This is a genomic window from Prauserella salsuginis (assembly GCF_024648885.1).
In the GTDB taxonomy this organism is placed as follows: domain Bacteria; phylum Actinomycetota; class Actinomycetes; order Mycobacteriales; family Pseudonocardiaceae; genus Prauserella; species Prauserella salsuginis.
This window is the reverse complement of record NZ_JANBBF010000014.1, coordinates 230,807-249,758: the sequence shown is the minus strand read 5'-3', so window position 1 is coordinate 249,758 and position 18,952 is coordinate 230,807. Positions and strand designations below refer to the sequence as shown.

The window sequence follows — 18,952 nt, the reverse complement described above, 5'->3', positions numbered from 1 at the left end:
CCGGCCCGTACTGTACGACGGCCCCGTCGACCGTGTCCGCGCCCTCACGAAAGTGTGGCGGGACACGGCCGCCGGGGCCGTGTGAGGAACCGCTGCGGCCGGCGCGTCACCCGTCGGTTCGCAGTACGGGTTTCAGCGCCGTGAGCACCTCCGGGTCCTCGATCGTCGACGGCACCGGTTCGTCCCGCCCGTCGGCGATGCCGCGCATGGTCTTGCGCAGGATCTTGCCCGAGCGGGTCTTCGGCAGCGCCTGCACGACCGACACCTCGCGGAACGCGGCCACCGGGCCGATCTCCGAGCGAACCGCCTCGACGAGCTCGGCCCGCAACCGTTCCTCCGTGATGTCCACTCCCGCCTTGAGTACGACGAACCCGCGCGGCAGCTGTCCCTTCAACTGGTCGGCCACGCCGATCACGGCGCACTCGGCGACCGCGGGGTGGGCCGCCAGCACGGCCTCCATCGACCCGGTCGACAGCCGATGGCCCGCGACGTTGATGACGTCGTCGGTGCGCCCCATGACGAACAGGTAGCCGTCGGTGTCGAGGTAACCGGAGTCGCCGGTGAGGTAGTAGCCGTCGTAGCGGGAGAGGTAGGCCTCCTTGAAGCGCTCGTCGTCGCCCCACAGCGTCGGCAGCGCACCCGGAGGCAACGGCAGCCGGATCGCGATCGCACCCTCCGTCCCGGCCGGCAGTGCCACGCCGTCCTGGTCGAGGATCTGCACGTGCCAGCCCGGCACCGGCATCGTCGCCGACCCCGGTTTGACCGGCATCGGTTCGAGCCCGCGCAGGTTGGCCGCGATCGGCCAGCCCGTCTCCGTCTGCCACCAGTGGTCGATCACCGGTACGCCGAGGTGGTCGTGCGCCCAGTGATACGTCTCCGGGTCCAGGCGCTCACCCGCCATGAACAGCGTCGTGAAGCCGCCCAGGTCGTAGTTCGCGAGCTCGGCCGCGTCCGGGTCTACGCGCTTGACCGCCCGCAGCGCCGTCGGCGCCGTGAACAGGGCCTTCACCCCGTGCTCGGAGATGACCCGCCAGAACGCGCCCGCGTCCGGCGTGCCCACCGGCTTGCCCTCGTACAGCACGGTCGTGGCGCCGATCAGCAGTGGCGCGTAGACGATGTAGGAGTGGCCGACGACCCAGCCGACGTCGGAGGCCGTCCACCAGACGTCGCCGGGGTGGATGTCGTAGACCGCGCTCATCGACCAGGCCAGCGCCACGGCGTGGCCCCCGTTGTCCCGCACGACGCCTTTCGGCTTACCCGTCGTGCCGGAGGTGTAGAGGACGTACAGCGGATCGGTCGCGGCGACCGGCACCGGATCGGCGGGCGCCACGCCGGAGACCAGGTCGTTCCAGTCGACGTCGCGGTCGGTCATCGCGCAGCGGCTCGCCTCGCGCTGCAGGACGACCACGTGATCCGGCTGATGCGCCGTGGCCGCCAGCGCGTCCTCGACGATCGGCTTGTACTCCACGACCCGGCCCGGTTCGATACCGCAGGAGGCCGCGACGATGGCCTTCGGCTTCGCGTCCTCCACGCGTGCGGCCAGCTCCTTCGGGGCGAACCCCCCGAACACCACGGAGTGCACCGCGCCGAGCCGTGCGCAGGCCAGCATCGCGATGACGGCCTCGGGCACCATCGGCATGTAGATGATCACCCGGTCGCCCTTGTCGACGCCGAGCGAGCGGAGACCGCCCGCGAACCGCGCGACCTCGTCGCGCAGCTCGGAGTAGGTGTAGGTGCGCTGCGACGAGGTGACCGGCGAGTCCCAGATCAGCGCGGGCTGGTCGCCGCGGCCGCCTTCGACGTGCCGGTCGAGCGCGTTGTAAGCGGTGTTCAGCTCGCCGTCGGGGAACCACCGGTACAGCGGAGCGCGGGCGTCGTCGAGCGCCTTCGTGGGCGCCGTCGTCCAGCTCACCCCGCGGGCGGCGTCGAGCCAGAAGCCCTCCGGGTCGGTGATGCTGCGCTCGTAGGTGTCGGCGTAGGCGCCCATCGCGGCTCTCCTTCGTGCTCTGCGCTGAGTCCGGTGAGTGTTGACCGTAGGACGTTGCACCTGCGCTGCACTAGAGCAACGCGGAGTGAGGCGGATGCGTCCACACCGACGGCGGTCGACATACTGTGTGGACCGGCCGCCGCCCGGGGCCGAGCACACGTCATCAGCGACACGCACGAAGGAGCGAGAGGTGGAATCGATCGCTGGCTCGTTGTTGTCGCTGGCGTACCGGATCTTCCAGCCCGGGTTCTGCCCCGGCGACTGGGTGTGGGCCACCAGCATGGCCGGCCTGCTCATGGGCCTGTGGCCCGTGTTCGGTGCGCTGGTCATCGCGATCGTCCGCAAGTTCACGGGCAACCGCTACACCGGGGCGCCGCTGATCGCGATCGGCGCGATCGCCGTGGTCACGGTGCTGGTGATGCCGTGGCTGCTTGCGACGGGCATCTCGGGCATCTTCCGCGACGTCTTCGCGGGCGGCACCGGCGGGCTCACCCAGACCGACGTCGCGAACCTGTCCCAGGAGTACTGCTTCGTCGGCCCGCAGACCGAATACCTCGGGGGCGGCCAGAACGTCTACGAGACGCTGTTCTACCCCTCCGGGGACTCCCTGGCGTACGGCTACTACCTCGGCGGCCTCGTCGGGCTGCCGATCCTGACGCTGCTCGCGGTCATGCTGCTGGGCCGGGTCGCGCTGCGGCGCGGGCCGAAGTGGCCGGGCCGGTTCATCTGGGGCTCGTACCTCGCGTTCGTCCTGCTGTCGGCCGGTGTCGAGGCCAACACGGCCGTCCACCTGTGGCTGGGCTTCCTGCCCGCCGTCATCCTCGGGATCATCCCGGTGGCGATCGTCGGCGCGCCCAGCTGGTCGACCATCCAGCGGTCCGACGCCCCGCCGGAACCGCGGCCGGCACCGCGTCCCGAGCCGCCGCGGCGCCCCGAGCCCGAACCGGAGCGCCAGTACGCGCCCACGGCAGTCGCACCGTCGCCTCCTCCCGTCGCCGCGGCCGCCGTCCCGCCCGCGGCGTCGACCGGTTCGGACGGCCGGTTCGAACGGATCCGCAGGCTCGGCCAGGGCGGGTTCGGCACGGTGTGGCAGGCGCGCGACACGCAGCTCGGCCGCACGGTCGCGCTGAAGATCGCCCACGTCACCGACCAGGAGACCGAGGAGCGCATGCGGCGCGAGGCCCGCGCGCTGGCGATGCTGTCGCACCCGAACTGCGTGCGTGTCTACGACCTCGTCGAGGAACACGACGGCATGGCGTTGGTCATGGAGTACCTCGAAGGCCGGTCGCTGGCCGACACCGTCGACAACGGCGGCGGGCTCGACGACATGTCCGCGGGCAGGCTGTGGGCCACGCTCGCGGGTGCGTTGTCGGCCGCGCACGAGCAGGAGGTGCTGCATCGCGACATGAAGCCCTCGAACGTCATCCTCGACCCGCAGGGCATGCCGCACCTGATCGACTTCGGGATCGCCCGCAGCAAGGATGACGCCAAGCTGACGGCCACCGGCATGATGATCGGCACCCCGGACTACACCGCCCCCGAGATCGCCGAGGGGTCGACCGCGACTCCCGCATCGGACGCCTGGCAGCTCGCCGCCACCGTCAGCTACGCGCTGTCCGGGCATCCGCCCCGCGGCACCCGCGAAACGCCGATGGCCGCGCTGATGGCCGCCGCCCGCGCCGAACCGGCGAGCCACCTTCCCCGGCAGAGCGTGCACGCCCGGCTGCTGCGCGCCTCGCTGGACCCACAACCTCGGAACCGGCCGACGCTCGCCGCCGTGGAACGGGAGATCGGTGGCTGGCTCTCGCGGATCGGCTCGTCCGCCGACGGTCCGGTCACGCAGATCGTGCCGCGTTCGCAGTGAACCGGTCCTCGGCCGCTCCCCGGGGCGCCGTAGGGCCGTCCGCGGTACTTGCCGGTACGTACGCCGCGATCGGTGTGGTGCACCTCGTCGTGCAGCTCACCGGTCCCGGTTGGTTGTCAAGGCCGACGCAGGTGCTGCTCATGCCGCTGCTCGCCGGCTGGTTGTGGTGCGCGGCTCCCGAACGCACGAGGCTGGTGCGGCTCGTGGTGGCGGCGCTGGCGCTGTCGTGGCTCGGCGACACGCTGCCCGCGGCGTTCACGGGGGACGCTGCGTTCCTGGCCATGGTCGGCGGATTCCTGCTGGCCCAGGTCACGTACATCGTCGCGTTCTGGCCGTACCGGCACGCGTCGCTGCTGCGCACCCCGGCCGTGACGGGCTACGTCGTCGCGTTCGGCGTGCTGTTCGGACTGTGCGCACCGGGCGCGGGCGGGATGCTCGTCCCGGTCGCGATCTACGGCCTCTGCCTGACGGCGATGGCGGTGCTCGCCACCGGGGTGGGCACGCTCGCCGGGCTCGGCGGTGCGGTGTTCTTCGTGTCGGACGGGCTCATCGCGCTGGGTGCGTTCGCCGACTGGTACGACCCGCCCGCGCCGGGCTTCTGGGTGATGCTCACCTATCTGGCGGGCCAGGCGTTGCTGGCCGTCGGCGCGGTCCGCGCAGGCGGCGTCACCGCCACGACGGGAGCCACAGCTCCGCGTTCCACCGCTCCGGAGTGATCGGTTCGCCGACGAGGATCGGCCACAGCCAGACGAAGTTCGCCACCACCAGGCCGGTGTACAGCGACACCACGAGCAGTCCCGTGCCGCGGCGTTCGAAACTCGCCTTCGCGCGGCCCAGCAGGTGGCCGAGCACCAGCGTGAGCCCGAGGATCAGGAACGGCGCCAGCGGGGTGGCGTAGAAGAAGTACATCTGCCGGTCGAGGTTCACGAACCACGGCAGCAGCCCAGCGGCGTAGCCGACGAGCACGGCGGCGTAGCGCCAGTCGGCGCGGAAGACCGTCCGCCACAGTCCCCAGCCGAGCACCGGCAACGCGAGCCACCACATCGCCGGGGTGCCGATGAGCATCGTCGCCTGAACACAGTCGCTCTGCCCGCAGCCGTCGATCTGGTTGCCGGACTCGTGGTGGTACAGCATCGGGCGCAGGCCCATCGGCCACGTCCACGGCTTGGACTCCCACGGGTGCGGATCGCCGTCCGGTGTGGCCAGGCTGCTGTGGAAGTCGAGGACGTTCAGCGTGTACAGCACCAGTTCGCGCAGGGCGCCAGGCAGGAAGGCCAGCGAACCGTCGCCGCTGATCTCGGCGTAGTGCCGGTCGGTGGCCGTTTCGCTCGCGAACCACGCCCACCACGTGGACAGGTAGACCAGCACCGAGATCACGCCGATGCTCCACAGCGCCGGCGCGAGATCGCGGCGCAGCATGCCCACCCACGGCCGGGCGATGCCGGCGGTACGGCGGGCGGCGACGTCGAACGCGATCGTCAGCAGGCCGAACGCGATCACCCAGTACATGCCCGACCACTTGATGCCCGTCGCCAGTCCGAGCATCACGCCGGCGCCGAACCGCCACCAGCGGAAACCGAGTCGCGGCCCGAACGGGGTGTTCCAGGCCCAGCCCTCGCCGGCGGCCGTGGCGAGGCGCTCGCGGACCTGGTCGCGGTCGAGGAGGACGCAGGCGAACGCAGCGACGACGAACAGCGCCTGGAAGATGTCGAGCATCCCCATGCGCGACTGCAGGTGCAGCACACCGTCGCAGATGACGAGGACCCCGGCGACCGCGCCGAGCAGCGTGGACCGGGTCAGCCGCCGGGCGATGCGGATGACCAGCAGGATGATCAGCGTGCCCGCGACGGCCGCCGTGAGCCGCCAGCCCCAGCCGTTGTAGCCCAGCAGCCACTCGCCGGCCGCCATGAGCTGTTTCGCCAGTGGCGGGTGGACGACGAGTTCGTAGCCGTAGTTGTCCTCGTAACCGCCGTTGCGCAGCATCTGCCACGCCTGCGGGACGTAGTGCTTCTCGTCGAAGACCGGCGAACCGCCGTCGGTGGGGTGGCCGAGGTTCCACAGGCGCAGGACGCCGCCGATCGTGGTGATGACGAGCGTGACCCACAGCGCGCGCATGCGGTCGACCGGCATCGGCGTGCCGAGCAGCGCGGCCTCGCGGTCCGACGGCGGCTGCCCGGCCGGACCGGTTCCGGCGCGGCGCGGTCGCGGCAGTACGGCGGTCACGGAGGCCGATCTTACGGGCGGCGATGTGAAACCCCGTGCAGCCCGTGGCGGGGCCGACGCGCCCCCAAGGGCGCTTCGGGGCGTTCAGGCACAGTCACGCGTCAGCGCGTCCTTGAGGGGCGGTGGTCGGGCGGGAGGCCCGAATCTTCCCTTCGCGCGTGCGACGACGCCGAATCGCACCATCGGTCGGGGATCGCGCATCGGTGGTGGCGGGCGCCGGATAGCCTCGCGGCATGCCGTTGATCCTCGCCGGAACGCCGCTCGGCGACCGCAGTGACGCCAGCCCCCGTCTCGCGGAGGCGCTGCGGACCGCCGACGTCATCGCCGCCGAGGACACCCGCCGGCTGCGATCGCTGGCCACGGCACTGGACGTCGCACCGGCGGCCAAGGTCGTCAGCTTCTACGAGGACGTCGAGAGCGCGCGGTTGCCGAAGCTGCTCGACGCCGTCCGCGAGGGCGACACGGTCGTGCTCGTGACGGACGCCGGGATGCCGAGTGTGTCCGATCCCGGGTTCCGTCTGGTGGCGGCGTGTGCCGAGGAGGACCTGCCCGTCAGCTGCGTACCGGGACCGTCGGCGGTGACCACGGCGCTGGCGTTGTCCGGGCTCGCGCCCGACCGCTTCTGCTTCGACGGCTTCGCGCCACGCAAGCCGGGTGAACGTGCGCGCTGGTTCGCCGAGCTCGCCGAGGAGAAGCGGACGACCGTGTTCTTCGAATCGCCGCACCGGCTGGCTTCGCTCCTGGCGGATGCGGCGGCGCGACTGGGCGCCGACCGTCGCGCGGCCGTGTGCCGTGAGCTGACCAAGACGTACGAGCAGGTGCGCCGCGGCACGCTGGGCGAGCTGGCCGAGTGGGCCGCCGACGGGGTGCGCGGCGAGATCACCGTGGTGCTGGCGGGGGCCGCGCCGCGCGACGTGAGCGTCGCCGACCTGGTCGGTGAGGTGACGCGGCGGGTCGAGGCGGGCGAACGGCTCAAGGCGGTCGCCGCGGAGGTCGCGAAGGAGACTGGCGTGTCGAAGAAGGAGCTCTACGACGCCGTCGTGGCCGCGCGGCCGGACTGACGCGACGGCGCCGCACCACCGGCACCCGCGTCATCGCCGGGAGGGGTGGCGAGCAGCGTTTCCAGGGGCGCCGCCTTGTCGAGGCATTCGTGCCATTCGGCACCGGGATCCGAATCGGCCGTGATGCCGCCGCCCACGCCGACGTGCACCTCACCGGCCGCGATCTCGAAGGTGCGGATCGCGACGCTGAGCTCCGTGCCCGCGACCGGCGAGGCGAGTCCGACGGCACCGGTGTACAGCCCGCGTGCGACCGGTTCGAGCTCGGCGATCAGGTCGAGTGCCCGGATCTTCGGCGCGCCCGTGACCGATCCGGGCGGGAACGTCGCGTGCAGCAGCGCCGTGTCGTTGGCGCCCGCGGTGAGGGTGCCGACAACCGTCGAGTCGAGGTGCCACACGCCCGGCGCCGGCCGGACCGCGAGCAGTTCCGGCACGCGCACGCTGCCGATCTCGCACACCCGGCCCAGGTCGTTGCGCACCAGGTCGGTGATCATCACGTTCTCGGCCACGTCCTTGACCGACTCGCGCAACAGGTGCGCTCCCGCGTCGTCCTGCGGTCCGCGGCGGGGCCGGGTGCCTTTGATCGGTGTCGACCGCACCGCTGTGCCGTGACGGGCGACGAACAGCTCCGGCGACATCGACACGGCCGCACCCCACTCTCCGGCGAGGTAGGCGGCGCGGGCCGGGTGCAGCCGGCGAGTGCCCTCGGTGAACAGTGCGAGCGGCGAACCGTCGAAGGTGCCGGTGAACCGGGTGCAGATGTTGGCCTGGAACACCTCGCCGGCGGCGATGGCGCGTACGCAGTCGGCGACGGCGCGTTCGTGGTCGCCGCGCGGTGGGCGGCGCAGCGACGTCGCGTGCCAGGTGTGCGCCGCGGCCGGGTGCGCTCCGGCGGCCGCGGCGGCGAGCAGATCCCGGAACTCGCCGGCGTCGGCGTCGCCGCCCGGCGAGCCGTCGAGGGCTTCGAACCACCAGCGGCCCTCGGCGTCCAGGCGCAGCACGTGGCCTGCCCAGCCCCACACCGCGGGCGGCAACGGGCCGCGGCGGTGGGAGGGGTCGGACAGGTCGTAGGACAGGTAGCCGAACCAGCCGCCGCCGACCGCACCCGTGTCGTCGGCGGCCGCCGCGATGCCGGAACCGTCGGTACCGGCGGGAAGCCGGGCCGGCATGGCCAGCGCGTCGGAGGGATCCGGGACGGGATCGAGGTGAACCGACGGTGCGAGCACCGCGCGGGAGCCGAACCAGTCTCCGGTCAGCGCGGCCGGTCCCGGCAGGGCGTGGTCGCGGGCGCGGTGTTCCAGCACCGTGAGGACCTGCTCGGGGGACAGGTCGCAGTCGAGTGCCGTTCGCCGCAGCCGCATGCCCGGCATTGTCACCCGATCGGCGAGAGAAACCGAATCGAAGGTGTCGAACGCGACGGCCGCGTGTGTTCCGCCTGATCGACACGGGCGCGGTGGCCGGGTCGCCGCTACGTTCGCGGCATGGACGTCAGGCCCGTGGAGACCGAGCGGATCGCGAAGGTGACCGGGGCGGACTCGGCGAACCGCACCGCCGCGAGGTTCGCCCTCGCGGCGACCGACCTCGGCATCCTGTGGGATGCCGGCGGTGGCCGGGTGTTCGCCCTGTTCGGCGACACCTTCGGCCAGGGTTGGGGCGGCCACGGCGCCGGTCCGGGTTCGGCGGACTGGCGCAGCAACGTGCTCGCCTGGTCGACCGCGCGCGACGTCTCCGGTGGGCTGCCGTTGGACGGCGTCGTGGCGCGGGCGGGCGGCGGAGCGGCGCAGGTCATCCCGTCGGGCAGGGGCGAGGTGACGGTCGTGCCGAACGGTGCGATCACCGTCGACGGCGTGCACTACGCGCACTACATGTCGGTGCGGGAGTGGGGCGAGCCCGGCCACTGGCGTACCAACCACGCGGGTGTCGCGGTGTCCCGCGACGACGGATGCACGTGGCGCAGACCGAGATCTGCGAGGTGGTCGAACCGCGACGGCCGCAGCAGGTTCCAGGTGGGCGCGTTCGCCCGCGACGACGAGTACGTCCTGCTGTTCGGCACGACCAACGGCCGCCGCGACGTGCCGTATCTCGCCCGGGTTCGCCCCTCGGACCTGCTGCGGGTGCGGGCGTACGAGTACTGGGACGGATCCGGGTGGCGCGGTGACGAGAGCGCAGCGGCACCGCTGTTCGACGGCTCGGTCGGGGAGATGTCCGTCGGCCGTCACCGAGGCTGCGGCCGCTGGCTGATGCTGCACCTCGACGAACCACGCCGCGGCATCGTGGCCCGCACCGCCCCCGCGCCGACCGGCCCGTGGACCGAGGGCGACGTCGTCGTCTCCGGCGACGAACATCCCGCGATCTACGGCGGATTCCTGCATCCCTGGTCGCTGGACGGGACGCCGGCCGAAGCTCCCGGTCCGTCCGGCGGTTTCGACGTCTACTACCTCGTCTCCCAGTGGGGTCCGTACAACGTCTTCCTCACCCGAACCCGTTTCGAGGTGCGATAGTCACTCACAGCAGCACGTCGGCGAGGGTGAACGGGTAGACGAGCGCCGATGTCGCGGCGGGTCCGTCACCGGTGTGCTGGTGGACGCCGAGCCTGCTGTGGAACCAGCCGGGACGTCCGGGAATGCCGTTGCGGCGCACGAGCCACAGCACGACACCGGAATCGGCCCACTTGTCCGGGTGGAACCGGTGCTGCCAGTCCTCGAACTCGGCGTAGACCAGCACCTTGCCGATACCGGCCTCGCCACGGATCGTCTTGATCCACGCCTTGACGAACCGGTCGTCGATGCCCGCCGCGCGGGCGTCGAGTGCGGGCGCGAGCACGCCGGGTGCGAACGCACCGAGCGGCGCGCCCGTGCGCACGACGTGCCGCGCCTGGTCGATGGCCCCGCCTTCCCTGGCGAGGTGGCGGATGCCCGCGTGCACGCCCGCGTCGAGCGCACGCGTGAGCTGCTGCGCCGAACCGGAGTCACTCCAGTTGTGGTTCTCGGTGACGGTGATCGACGCGAACGTGACGGCCCGGCCGCGTAGCGCCGCCCAATCGGGCACGGATTCGCGCAGGTGCAGTCCGACGCCGCTCGCGCCCGCGGGCTCCGTCACGAGTCCCCCTAGCTGCCGGAAGCGATGGTGACGGCCACCCTACGTGCGTTCGCGCACGTCAGGCGGCCATCACCCGCGGCGTGTCAGGCGTTCTCGCGCCGGAACGTCCGCGCGCCCCAGAACACGCACAGCGACATCAGCACGACCAGCACGATCGAGCCGGTGAGCATCGCGTCGACGGAGAAGTCGCCGCGGAATCCGGCGCGTCCCGCGTCGACGATGTGCGTGAACGGATTGACCCGCGAGATCGCGTACAGCCAATCCGGAGCGAGGCCGGTCGTGATCGGCACGAGAATCCCCGACAGCAACAGCACCGGCATCATCACCGAGTTCACCAGGGCCGGGAACGCCTCCTCGTTGCGCAGTGTCAGCGCCACGGCGTACGACGCCGACGCCAGCGTCACCGACAGCATCGCCACGATCAGCAATGTCAGCAGGATCCCGCCGAACGGGGCCGACAGGTCGAACACGAGGAACGCCAGCGTCGTGATGATGATGGCCTGCGCCACGGTGGTCAGCCCGTTGGTCAGGACCTTGCCGAGCAGCAGCGCCACGCGGCTGGCCGGGGTGACCCGGAGCCGTTCCACCACGCCGTTGCGCAAATCCGCCAACAGTGAGAACCCCGCGGTCGTCGCGCTGAACAGTGCGAGCTGGATGATCAGCGCGGGCGTCAGGACCGTCCAGCTGCTGCCGGGCGGGAACCCGGGTGTGCTGGTCACGATCCGCTCCATCAGCGGGCCGAACAGCACCAGGTACAACACCGGCTGCATCACGCCGATCGCCAGCCACGCCGGATTCCGGGACAGCAGGATCGCGTCGCGCCGGAAGATCAGCCAGACGTCACGCAACATGGGTCGGCACCTCGTTCCTGTCGCTGTCGTCGTTCCTGTTGCTGTCCTCGTCGGTCGCCGTCTCGTCGGGCTGGTCGGCGTCACCGCCGCTCTCGGAGTCGCGGAGGCTGCGGCCGGTGAGGGTCAGGAACACGTCGTCCAGCGTCGGCCGCTGAACCTGCATCGACTGCATCGTCAGTCCCTCGGAGTCGAACGCCCGCAGCAGCGCGGGCAGCGCCGTGTCACCCCGCGGCACCCGGAATCGCACCTCGCCAACGGCCGTGACCAGGTCGTGGGCGCCGTCGACCCGGCCGACGATCTCCGCGGCCCTGGTCGTGACGTCGTCGTCGACCCCGAGCACGACGCTGTCGCCCGACACCCGCGCCTTGAGCGCGTCGGGGGATCCCTCGGCCACGATCTCCCCGCCGTCGATGACGAGGATGCGGTCACACAGCGCGTCGGCCTCTTCGAGGTAGTGCGTCGTGAGGAACAGGGTCACGCCCTGTTCGGAACGCAGCATGCGGATGTGCTCCCACAGATTCGCCCGGCTCTGCGGGTCGAGGCCGGTCGTCGGTTCGTCGAAGAACACCAGTTTCGGCGAGTGGATCAGCCCGAGTGCGATGTCGAGCCTGCGCCGCTGGCCGCCGGAGAGCGTCTTCGTCAGCCGCTGGTCCAATCCGGACAGGTCGAGCTGTTCGGTCAGCACCTTGCCCCGTGCGATCGCGTCGGCCTTGCTGAGCCCGTACAGCCTGCCCTGCAGTTCGATCTCTTCGGCGACCTTGCATTCCGGACCGGTACCGCCGCCCTGCGCGACGTAGCCGATGCGCTTGCGCACGCCGACCGGATCGGCGCGCAGATCGCACCCGGCGACCTCGGCTTCGCCCGCCGTGGGCGTGAGCAGGGTCGTCAGCATGCGCAGCGTCGTCGTCTTCCCCGCGCCGTTCGGGCCGAGGAATCCGACGAGCTCGCCCTCGGTGACGTCGATGTCGACGCCTTTCACCGCATCCACTGTGCGCCCGCGCGACGTGAACCGTCGCTGCAGGCCGCGTGCCTTGATCAAGAAAACCCCCGTCGAAAGTGATGTGCGGATCCGCCGCAGTTGCCGGACGCGGCAGGCCGCATGGTCCGGCCGATTCGGCCGTCGACGCCCAACTGTCCTCCGCACGCGGCATCTAGTCAAATTTGATTAGACAACGATGGGCGCGCTACGATGAGCGTGGCGCAGGGAGGACGGATACGCGAAGAGTTTTCGCCCCGTGGGCGTCCGCCGAGTGGGAACGGTGAGCGTGTCGCGCGAGATGTGTGCGGCCGACGCGGTGTGCCGCGCAGCCACGTTTCACCACAGCCACGTTCTGCCGCGGCCACGTTCCACCACAGTCGCGTTCCACCACAGTCGCGTTCTGCCGGGGCGGAGTTTCCGTAGGCGCCCTTGTCGTAGATATCCGTTTTCCGCGGGCGTCCGTTACGCCCACGTCCGTCTCGTACGGGGTGTCGTCACGACAGGGGCAGTACCCCCTGACCTCAGGTAGTTGCGGCGATCGCGGAGTTGTGTACTGCCTGTCGCTGTCGTCGCGGTGGTGCGGAATCAGGACGTGGCGCTCGGTGTCGCGGAACCGAAGTTCTGGCCGGCGTCGTCGGCCATCACGTACTCGCCCGCGCGCAGCCGTGCGACGAGGTCCGTGGTCCACGAGATGTCGGCGTCGCAGTGGGCGAGCCACAGCCGGTACAACTCGTTGACGTGCGCGGGTTGGCCCCAGTCGGTGCCCTTCTCGAGAACGGTCGCTACGTTCTTGCGCTGACCGTCGAGCTGGACGAGTCGGTAGTCGAGCAGGTCGAGCGCCAGTTGGCGGGGCAGGCACGTGAGGAATACCAGCGCCGCCGCGAACCCGGACGCGTTGGCCGCATCGTCCGCCACGTCGGCGATCCGCTGTTGCAGTTCCTGTTGGAACGCATGCTCGCCCGCATCGGTCAGCGTGTAGGCGAGCCGGTCGGGGCCTTTGCCCTGCGGAGTCTCGACTTGCTCGAGCAAGCCTTCCAGCGCGAGCTTCTTCAGGGCGTGGTAGATCGAACCCGGCTGGACGTTCGCCCACTTGTCCGCCGACCACGACAACAGCTCGCGTCGCACCTGGTAACCGTGTGCGCCGCCCGATCCGCCGTGCATCCGCACCACGCCGAGCACGAGCAACCGCGTCGCCGACACCGCTTCCGGCCTCCGTCCCTGGTCGCATCGCCGAGAGGCACCATCCTCCCACCCGCAGGACCGGCCACGACGCCGAAGGTCGCCGGGGCGCCCGCCGTCCTCAAGGAAGCGCTACGCGCCGCGGGGTTGGTCCACCCGCCTGCCCGGCCCCCGTCCCTCAAGGAAGCGCTACGCGCCGCAGGGTTGGCCCACCCGTCGGTCCTGCCCTGCCTCTCAAGGAAGCGCTACGCGCCACAGTGTTGGCCCACCCGTCGCCCGACCGCCGCCCCCCAACGTGGCGCTACGCGCCGCAGTGTTCAATTTCTAGTATGAGCACCTCAGTGTTGACCGCGGTGGCCTGGCCTTACGCCAACGGTCCCCGCCACATCGGTCATGTGTCCGGTTTCGGCGTCCCCTCCGACGTCTTCTCGCGCTACCAGCGCATGGCCGGCAACCGGGTGCTCATGGTCTCCGGCACCGACGAACACGGCACGCCGATCCTGGTGCAGGCCGACAAGGAGGGTCTTTCGCCGCAGGAGACCGCCGACAAGTACACCCGCCAGATCAGCCAGGACCTGCGCGGCCTCGGGCTGTCCTACGACCTGTTCACCCGCACCACCACCGGCAATCACGCCGAAGTGGTGCAGCAGATCTTCCTGGCACTGCACCGCAACGGGTACGTCGTGCCGAAGACGACCACCGGCGCGGTCAGCCCGTCGACGGGACGCACGCTGCCGGACCGCTACATCGAGGGCACCTGCCCGCTCTGCGGTTACGACGGTGCCCGCGGGGACCAGTGCGACAACTGCGGCAACCAGCTGGACGCCGCCGAGCTGAAGAACCCGCGCTCGCGCATCAACGGTGAGAAGCCCGAGTTCGTCGAGACCGAGCACCTGTTCCTCGACCTGCCCGCCTTCACCGAATCACTCGGCAACTGGCTCTCGACCAAGACCGACTGGCGCCCGAACGTCCTGAACTTCACCAAGAACCTCGTCGACGACATGCGCCCCCGTCCCATCACGCGCGATCTCGACTGGGGTGTGAAGGTGCCGCTCGATGGGTGGCGGGACCAGCCGCTCAAACGGTTCTACGTGTGGTTCGACGCGGTCATCGGCTACTTCTCCGCCAGCGTCGAATGGGCCCGCCGCACCGGTGACCCAGACGCGTGGAAGCCGTTCTGGACGGACCCGGACGCCCAGTCCTTCTACTTCATGGGCAAGGACAACATCACGTTCCACGCCCAGCTGTGGCCCGCCTTCCTGCTCGGCCACAACGGCCAGGGCGACAAGGGCGGCGAGACCGGTCCGTACGGCACGCTGAACCTGCCGGGCGAGATCGTCTCGAGCGAGTTCCTCACCATGAGCGGGTCGAAGTTCTCGACCTCGCGCGGCACGGTCATCTACGTCGAGGACTTCCTGCGCGAGTTCGGCCCCGACACGCTGCGCTACTTCATCAGCGTCGCCGGACCGGAGACGCAGGACACGGACTTCACGTGGGACGAGTTCGTGCGGCGCACCAACTTCGAACTCGCCAACGAGTGGGGAAACCTCGTCAACCGGTCGATCTCGCTGGCGCACAAGAACAACGGCGGCGTGCCGGCGCCGACCGCTCCCGCACCCGCGGACGAAGAGCTCAAGGCGCTCGCCAAGGGGGCGTTCGACACCGTCGGCACGCACCTGCGGCATTCGCGGTTCAAGCAGGCGGCCGGCGAGGCGATGCGCGTCGTGTCGGCGGCCAACAAGTACCTGTCCGACCAGGAGCCGTGGAAGCTCAAGGAGGACCCGGACCGGCGGGACGCCGTGCTGCACACGGCGCTGCAGGTCGTGTCGGACGCGAACGCGCTCCTGACACCGTTCCTGCCGCACGCGGCGCAGAAGGTCCACGAGGCGCTCGGCGGTACGGGTGTGTGGGCGGCGCAGCCGGAGTGTCACGACGTCGAGGACCTCGACATCCCCGGCCGGACGAATCCGATTCTCACCGGTGACTACGCGAGCGAGCAGGCGACGTGGGAGTCGACGCCGGTGGAGGTGGGCCGTCCGCTCGAGAAGCCGTCGCCGCTGTTCGCCAAGCTCGACGCGTCGCTGGGCGAGACCGGTCCGGAGTGGGCGCCCATCCAGAGCTGAACCGACCGTCCACCCAGCCGGGAGAAGACGTGAGCCGCAAGAAGGATCGTGACGCGCCGCCGCCGGTGCCGGAACGCCTGCCCACCCCTGCGGTGGACGCACACACGCACCTCGACGCCTGCGGGGACGGGACGGCCGCCGATGTGACGGCATTGCTCGACCGCGCGGGCAGGGCGGGCATCGAGCGCGTGGTCACCGTCGCCGACGACCTCGCCGCCGCCCGCTGGGCCGCCGAGGCCGCGACGTGGGACGAGCGCGTGTTCGCAGCAGTGGCGATCCATCCCACGCGCACCGCGGATTTCGGTGACGTCGAGAAGGCCGAGATCGAACGCCTCGCGGCCGCCGAACGCGTCGTGGCGGTGGGGGAGACCGGTCTGGACTACTACTGGGACTACTCGCGCCCGGACGCCCAGCAGGAGGCCTTCCGCTGGCACATCGACCTCGCCAAGCGGATCGGCAAGCCCCTGATGATCCACGACCGCGAGGCGCACGAGGACCTGCTGCGCATCCTCGAGGAGGAGGGTGCGCCGGACACCGTGGTGTTCCACTGCTTCTCCGGGGACGCCGACATGGCGCGCCGCTGTGTCGACGCCGGCTACGTGCTCTCGTTCGCCGGCACCGTCACGTTCCGGAACGCCAAGGGGCTGCACGAAGCGGCGAAGCTCGTGCCGCCGGAGCACTATCTGGTCGAGACCGATGCGCCGTTCCTCACACCACACCCGTTCCGGGGACGCCCGAACGAGCCGTACTGCGCGGCCTATACCGTTCAGGGGCTCGCGGAGCTTCGTGGGGAGCCGGTCGACGTGGTCGCGGACTCCGTTCGGAGTAATGCCGAGCGGGTGTTCGGCCTTCCTTCGTCGCAGACGGTCACGTCGACGTGAACGGGCTGCGACAACGGCGTGGGCGTTACAGTCGATCAGCCCAGGTGATGAAGGTCACGGGATCGCGCGCCGTGTTTGCGCAACCCAACGGCACCCGTTACGGTCCCGTGACCGTGCCGGTTGAGATCGACTGTCTCGATGCGGCACGCCCACAGTCACGTCGGTGTTCGTCGGGGACGACATCGCCCGCGGGGCAACGGCCCGCGCGGGAATGTCAGGGGACGACGCTGACTGCGGGAGTCCTGGCCATGCGTGAAAGGGATCGACCCTGTGACTGGTAGCTACGGGCGCGCAGACGCGAGCTCGTCGTCGGCTTCGGCCGGCTCGACGGCTCTGCTCGACCGACCGAGCGACCCAGAGTTCTCCTCCGACCCGCGGATCACGCGGGACGACATCCTCGCCGTGCTCGGCCCCGACGCCGATGCGCTCATGGACGAGGCCAATGTCGACGTGGACGAACTCATCCGGCTGATCAATGCCGAGACGACGATGCTCCCGGCGATCGTCGACACCCCCGTTGAGCCGACCGCGGCCGCGGGCACGAGTGTCGACGAGCCCGACGGCGGTCTCGCGGGCGCGGTCAAGACGTGGAAGAAGCGTTTCCTCAAGGGATCGGTTCTCGCCATGCTGATCACGCTCACCGGTGGCGGTGCGGCGGCGCTGGCGATGAACAAGAGCGTCACGCTCGACATCGACGGCAGCGAGCAGACGGTCCGCAGCTTCGGCGACACCGTCGGCGAGGTCCTCGACGACGCCGATATCGACGTCGGCAAGCACGACGCGCTCTCCCCCTCGCCGCAGGCCGAGGTCGGCGACGGTGGCGTCATCACGCTCGAGCGCGGCCGCCACATGACCGTTTCGGTCGACGGTGAGCAGCGTCAGGTGTGGGTTCGCGCCACCACCGTGGACGAGGCACTGGGCCAGCTCGGCCTCGAGGACCTCAAGAACGAGGGCGCCAAGTTCTCCGCGCCGCTCGACAGCGACGTGCCGCTCAAGGGCATGACGCTGGAGGTCAAGACGCAGAAGAGCGTCACGGTCTACGACGGCGGCGAGAAGCCCCGCGAGGTGACGACCCACGCGGTCACCGCGGGCGAGCTGATCGACGAGCTCGACATGAAGCTCGGTCCGCAGGACCGGCTCGAGAGCGGTCCGAAGGCGAGCCTCAAGGACGGCGCCGAGGTCTACATCAGCCGCACCGGCGTCTCGGTGGTGAAGCAGAAGGAGACCATCGAGCCCGAGGTCCGCACCATCGAGGACCCCGAGATGGAGCAGGGCAAGGAGGTCGTCGAGAAGCCCGGCAAGGCGGGTGAGGAGCTCGTCAGCTACCGGGTCACCAAGGAGAACGGGGAGGAGATCGCCCGCGAGGAGATCAACTCCAAGGTTCTCAAGGAGGCCAAGGACAAGGTCGTGCGCGTGGGCACCAAGGAGCCCCCGCAGCCGCAGATCATCGGCGGCGCCGTGTGGGACCGGCTGGCGAACTGTGAGGCGACCGGCGACTGGTCGATCAACACCGGCAACGGCTACTACGGTGGCCTGCAGTTCGACAAGCAGACCTGGGACGCCTACGGCGGTGACCAGTACGCGGCGTATCCGCACGAGGCGAGCCGCGAGCAGCAGATCGCCATCGCGACCCAGGTGCGCGACGATCGCGGCGGCTACAGCGCTTGGCCGCACTGCGCCGCGCAGCTCGGCCTGCCGACGTAAGGTTCGCGAACCGGTGAACGATCACAGCGGCCCGGTACCCCTTCGCGGGGTGCCGGGCCGCGTTGTGCTGAACTCATTGCCGTGACCGCTGAACCACCGGGACTGCTCGGGCCCGCCGAGATCCGGAAGCTCGCCGCAGAGCTCGACGTCCGCCCGACGAAGAAGCTCGGCCAGAACTTCGTGCACGACGCCAACACGGTGCGCCGGATCGTCGAGCTCGCCGAGGTCGGATCGGACGCCGCCGACACCGTCGTGCTCGAGGTCGGCCCCGGACTGGGGTCGCTCACGCTCGGCCTGCTCGGCACCGGGGCGTGGGTGGTGGCGGTGGAGATCGACCCGGCGCTCGCGGGCCGACTCGAACGGACCGTCGCGGCACACGCACCGGAGGCCGCGTCGCGGCTGACGGTCGTCGCCGACGACGCGCTGCAGGTGGACAGCGGGCGGATCGGCGAGCCCGACGCGCTCGTGGCGAACCTGCCGTACAACGTCGCGGTCCCGGTGGTGCTGCACCTGCTGGCCGAACTGCCGTCGTTGCGGCGGGTGCTCGTGATGGTCCAGACCGAGGTGGCCGACCGGATGGCCGCGGCGCCCGGTGGCCGGGTCTACGGCGTGCCGAGCGTCAAGCTCGCCTGGTACGGCACGGCCCGCAAGGTCGCCGCCGTGCCGCGGTCGGTGTTCTGGCCCGTGCCGAACGTCGACTCCTCGCTCGTGGCGTTCGACCGTGGGCCGGAGCGCACCGACGCCGACCGCGACGCGGTGTTCGCGGTCGTCGACGCCGCGTTCGCCCAGCGGCGGAAGACGTTGCGCGCTGCGCTCTCGTCGTGGGCGGGATCGGCCGAGCGGGCCGGGGAGATTCTGGCCGCCGCCGGTGTCGAACCGCGCGCCAGAGGCGAACAGCTCGGCATCGAGGAGTACGTGGCGATCGCCAGGGCCGCCGCGGAAGCATGACGTCGGCGCGGCCGTCAACCGTGCCGGGTTCGATGTGATCTACGGCCCGTCGGCTT

The 18,952-nt window shown here is 70.6% G+C and carries 15 protein-coding genes; 8 read left to right on the top strand and 7 right to left on the bottom strand.

Translation table 11 applies throughout. From position 1 onward, the window contains the following. Nucleotides 1–106: 106 nt before the first annotated feature. Nucleotides 107–2,269 (bottom strand): propionyl-CoA synthetase, encoded by a 2,163-nt coding sequence (locus tag LY40_RS23660; RefSeq protein ID WP_258938179.1) that lies wholly within the window; start codon nt 2,267–2,269, stop codon nt 107–109. Here LY40_RS23660 and LY40_RS23655 point away from each other — a divergent pair. Continuing rightward, nucleotides 2,178–3,851, top strand: coding sequence for a serine/threonine-protein kinase (locus tag LY40_RS23655; RefSeq protein WP_183782980.1), 1,674 nt, complete (start codon nt 2,178–2,180; stop codon nt 3,849–3,851). The genes LY40_RS23660 and LY40_RS23655 overlap by 92 nt on opposite strands. After that, nucleotides 3,848–4,567 carry a lysoplasmalogenase gene (locus LY40_RS23650; protein ID WP_258938178.1) on the top strand — a complete coding sequence of 240 codons (720 nt, stop codon included), beginning with the start codon at nt 3,848–3,850 and terminating at the stop codon, nt 4,565–4,567. Before LY40_RS23655 ends, LY40_RS23650 begins: the two co-directional genes overlap by 4 nt. Here the strand turns inward: LY40_RS23650 and LY40_RS23645 are convergent. Next, nucleotides 4,518–6,074 (bottom strand): dolichyl-phosphate-mannose--protein mannosyltransferase, encoded by a 1,557-nt coding sequence (locus LY40_RS23645; RefSeq protein WP_258938177.1) that lies wholly within the window; start codon nt 6,072–6,074, stop codon nt 4,518–4,520. The two genes, LY40_RS23650 and LY40_RS23645, sit on opposite strands and share 50 nt — an antisense overlap. A gap of 233 nt (nt 6,075–6,307) precedes the next feature. Here LY40_RS23645 and rsmI point away from each other — a divergent pair, with 233 nt between their 5' ends. Then, nucleotides 6,308–7,135 carry a 16S rRNA (cytidine(1402)-2'-O)-methyltransferase gene (rsmI, locus tag LY40_RS23640; RefSeq protein WP_183782984.1) on the top strand — a complete coding sequence of 276 codons (828 nt, stop codon included), beginning with the start codon at nt 6,308–6,310 and terminating at the stop codon, nt 7,133–7,135. On the opposite strand, the gene LY40_RS23635 is transcribed toward rsmI, so the two are convergent. Next, on the bottom strand, nt 7,102–8,493 hold the full coding sequence (locus LY40_RS23635; protein ID WP_258938176.1) for an aminodeoxychorismate synthase component I: 1,392 nt from the start codon (nt 8,491–8,493) through the stop codon (nt 7,102–7,104). The genes rsmI and LY40_RS23635 overlap by 34 nt on opposite strands. A gap of 120 nt (nt 8,494–8,613) precedes the next feature. Here LY40_RS23635 and LY40_RS23630 point away from each other — a divergent pair, with 120 nt between their 5' ends. Continuing rightward, a complete protein-coding gene (locus tag LY40_RS23630; protein WP_258938175.1) occupies nt 8,614–9,633 on the top strand; it encodes a glycoside hydrolase family 183 protein in 1,020 nt (339 codons plus the stop codon). Between the two features lie 4 nt (nt 9,634–9,637). Here LY40_RS23630 and LY40_RS23625 read toward each other — a convergent pair whose 3' ends face one another. From LY40_RS23625 to LY40_RS23610, 4 genes are all read right to left on the bottom strand, one after another. Further along, nucleotides 9,638–10,231, bottom strand: coding sequence for a GH25 family lysozyme (locus LY40_RS23625; RefSeq protein WP_183782990.1), 594 nt, complete (start codon nt 10,229–10,231; stop codon nt 9,638–9,640). 83 nt (nt 10,232–10,314) lie between these two features. Beyond that, a complete protein-coding gene (locus LY40_RS23620; protein WP_258938174.1) occupies nt 10,315–11,082 on the bottom strand; it encodes an ABC transporter permease in 768 nt (255 codons plus the stop codon). After that, nucleotides 11,072–12,121 carry an ATP-binding cassette domain-containing protein gene (locus LY40_RS23615; RefSeq protein WP_258938173.1) on the bottom strand — a complete coding sequence of 350 codons (1,050 nt, stop codon included), beginning with the start codon at nt 12,119–12,121 and terminating at the stop codon, nt 11,072–11,074. The genes LY40_RS23620 and LY40_RS23615 overlap by 11 nt, the downstream gene beginning before the upstream one ends. A 525-nt stretch (nt 12,122–12,646) precedes the next feature. Next, nucleotides 12,647–13,261, bottom strand: coding sequence for a PadR family transcriptional regulator (locus tag LY40_RS23610; protein WP_183782997.1), 615 nt, complete (start codon nt 13,259–13,261; stop codon nt 12,647–12,649). A 308-nt stretch (nt 13,262–13,569) separates the two neighbouring features. On the opposite strand from LY40_RS23610, the gene metG reads away from it, so the two are divergent. The 4 genes from metG (at nt 13,570) to rsmA (ending at nt 18,896) form a co-directional block, all read left to right on the top strand. Then, nucleotides 13,570–15,363: a methionine--tRNA ligase gene (gene metG, locus LY40_RS23605; RefSeq protein WP_183782999.1), complete on the top strand. Its 1,794-nt coding sequence runs from the start codon at nt 13,570–13,572 to the stop codon at nt 15,361–15,363. 29 nt (nt 15,364–15,392) lie between these two features. Next, nucleotides 15,393–16,244 (top strand): TatD family hydrolase, encoded by an 852-nt coding sequence (locus LY40_RS23600; protein ID WP_258938172.1) that lies wholly within the window; start codon nt 15,393–15,395, stop codon nt 16,242–16,244. Nucleotides 16,245–16,577: 333 nt separating this feature from the next. Next, nucleotides 16,578–17,948, top strand: a complete 1,371-nt coding sequence (locus LY40_RS23595; RefSeq protein WP_258938240.1) for a resuscitation-promoting factor — start codon at nt 16,578–16,580, stop codon at nt 17,946–17,948. 81 nt (nt 17,949–18,029) lie between these two features. Beyond that, on the top strand, nt 18,030–18,896 hold the full coding sequence (gene rsmA / locus LY40_RS23590) for a 16S rRNA (adenine(1518)-N(6)/adenine(1519)-N(6))-dimethyltransferase RsmA (protein ID WP_258938171.1): 867 nt from the start codon (nt 18,030–18,032) through the stop codon (nt 18,894–18,896). The last annotated feature ends 56 nt before the right edge of the window (nt 18,897–18,952 follow it).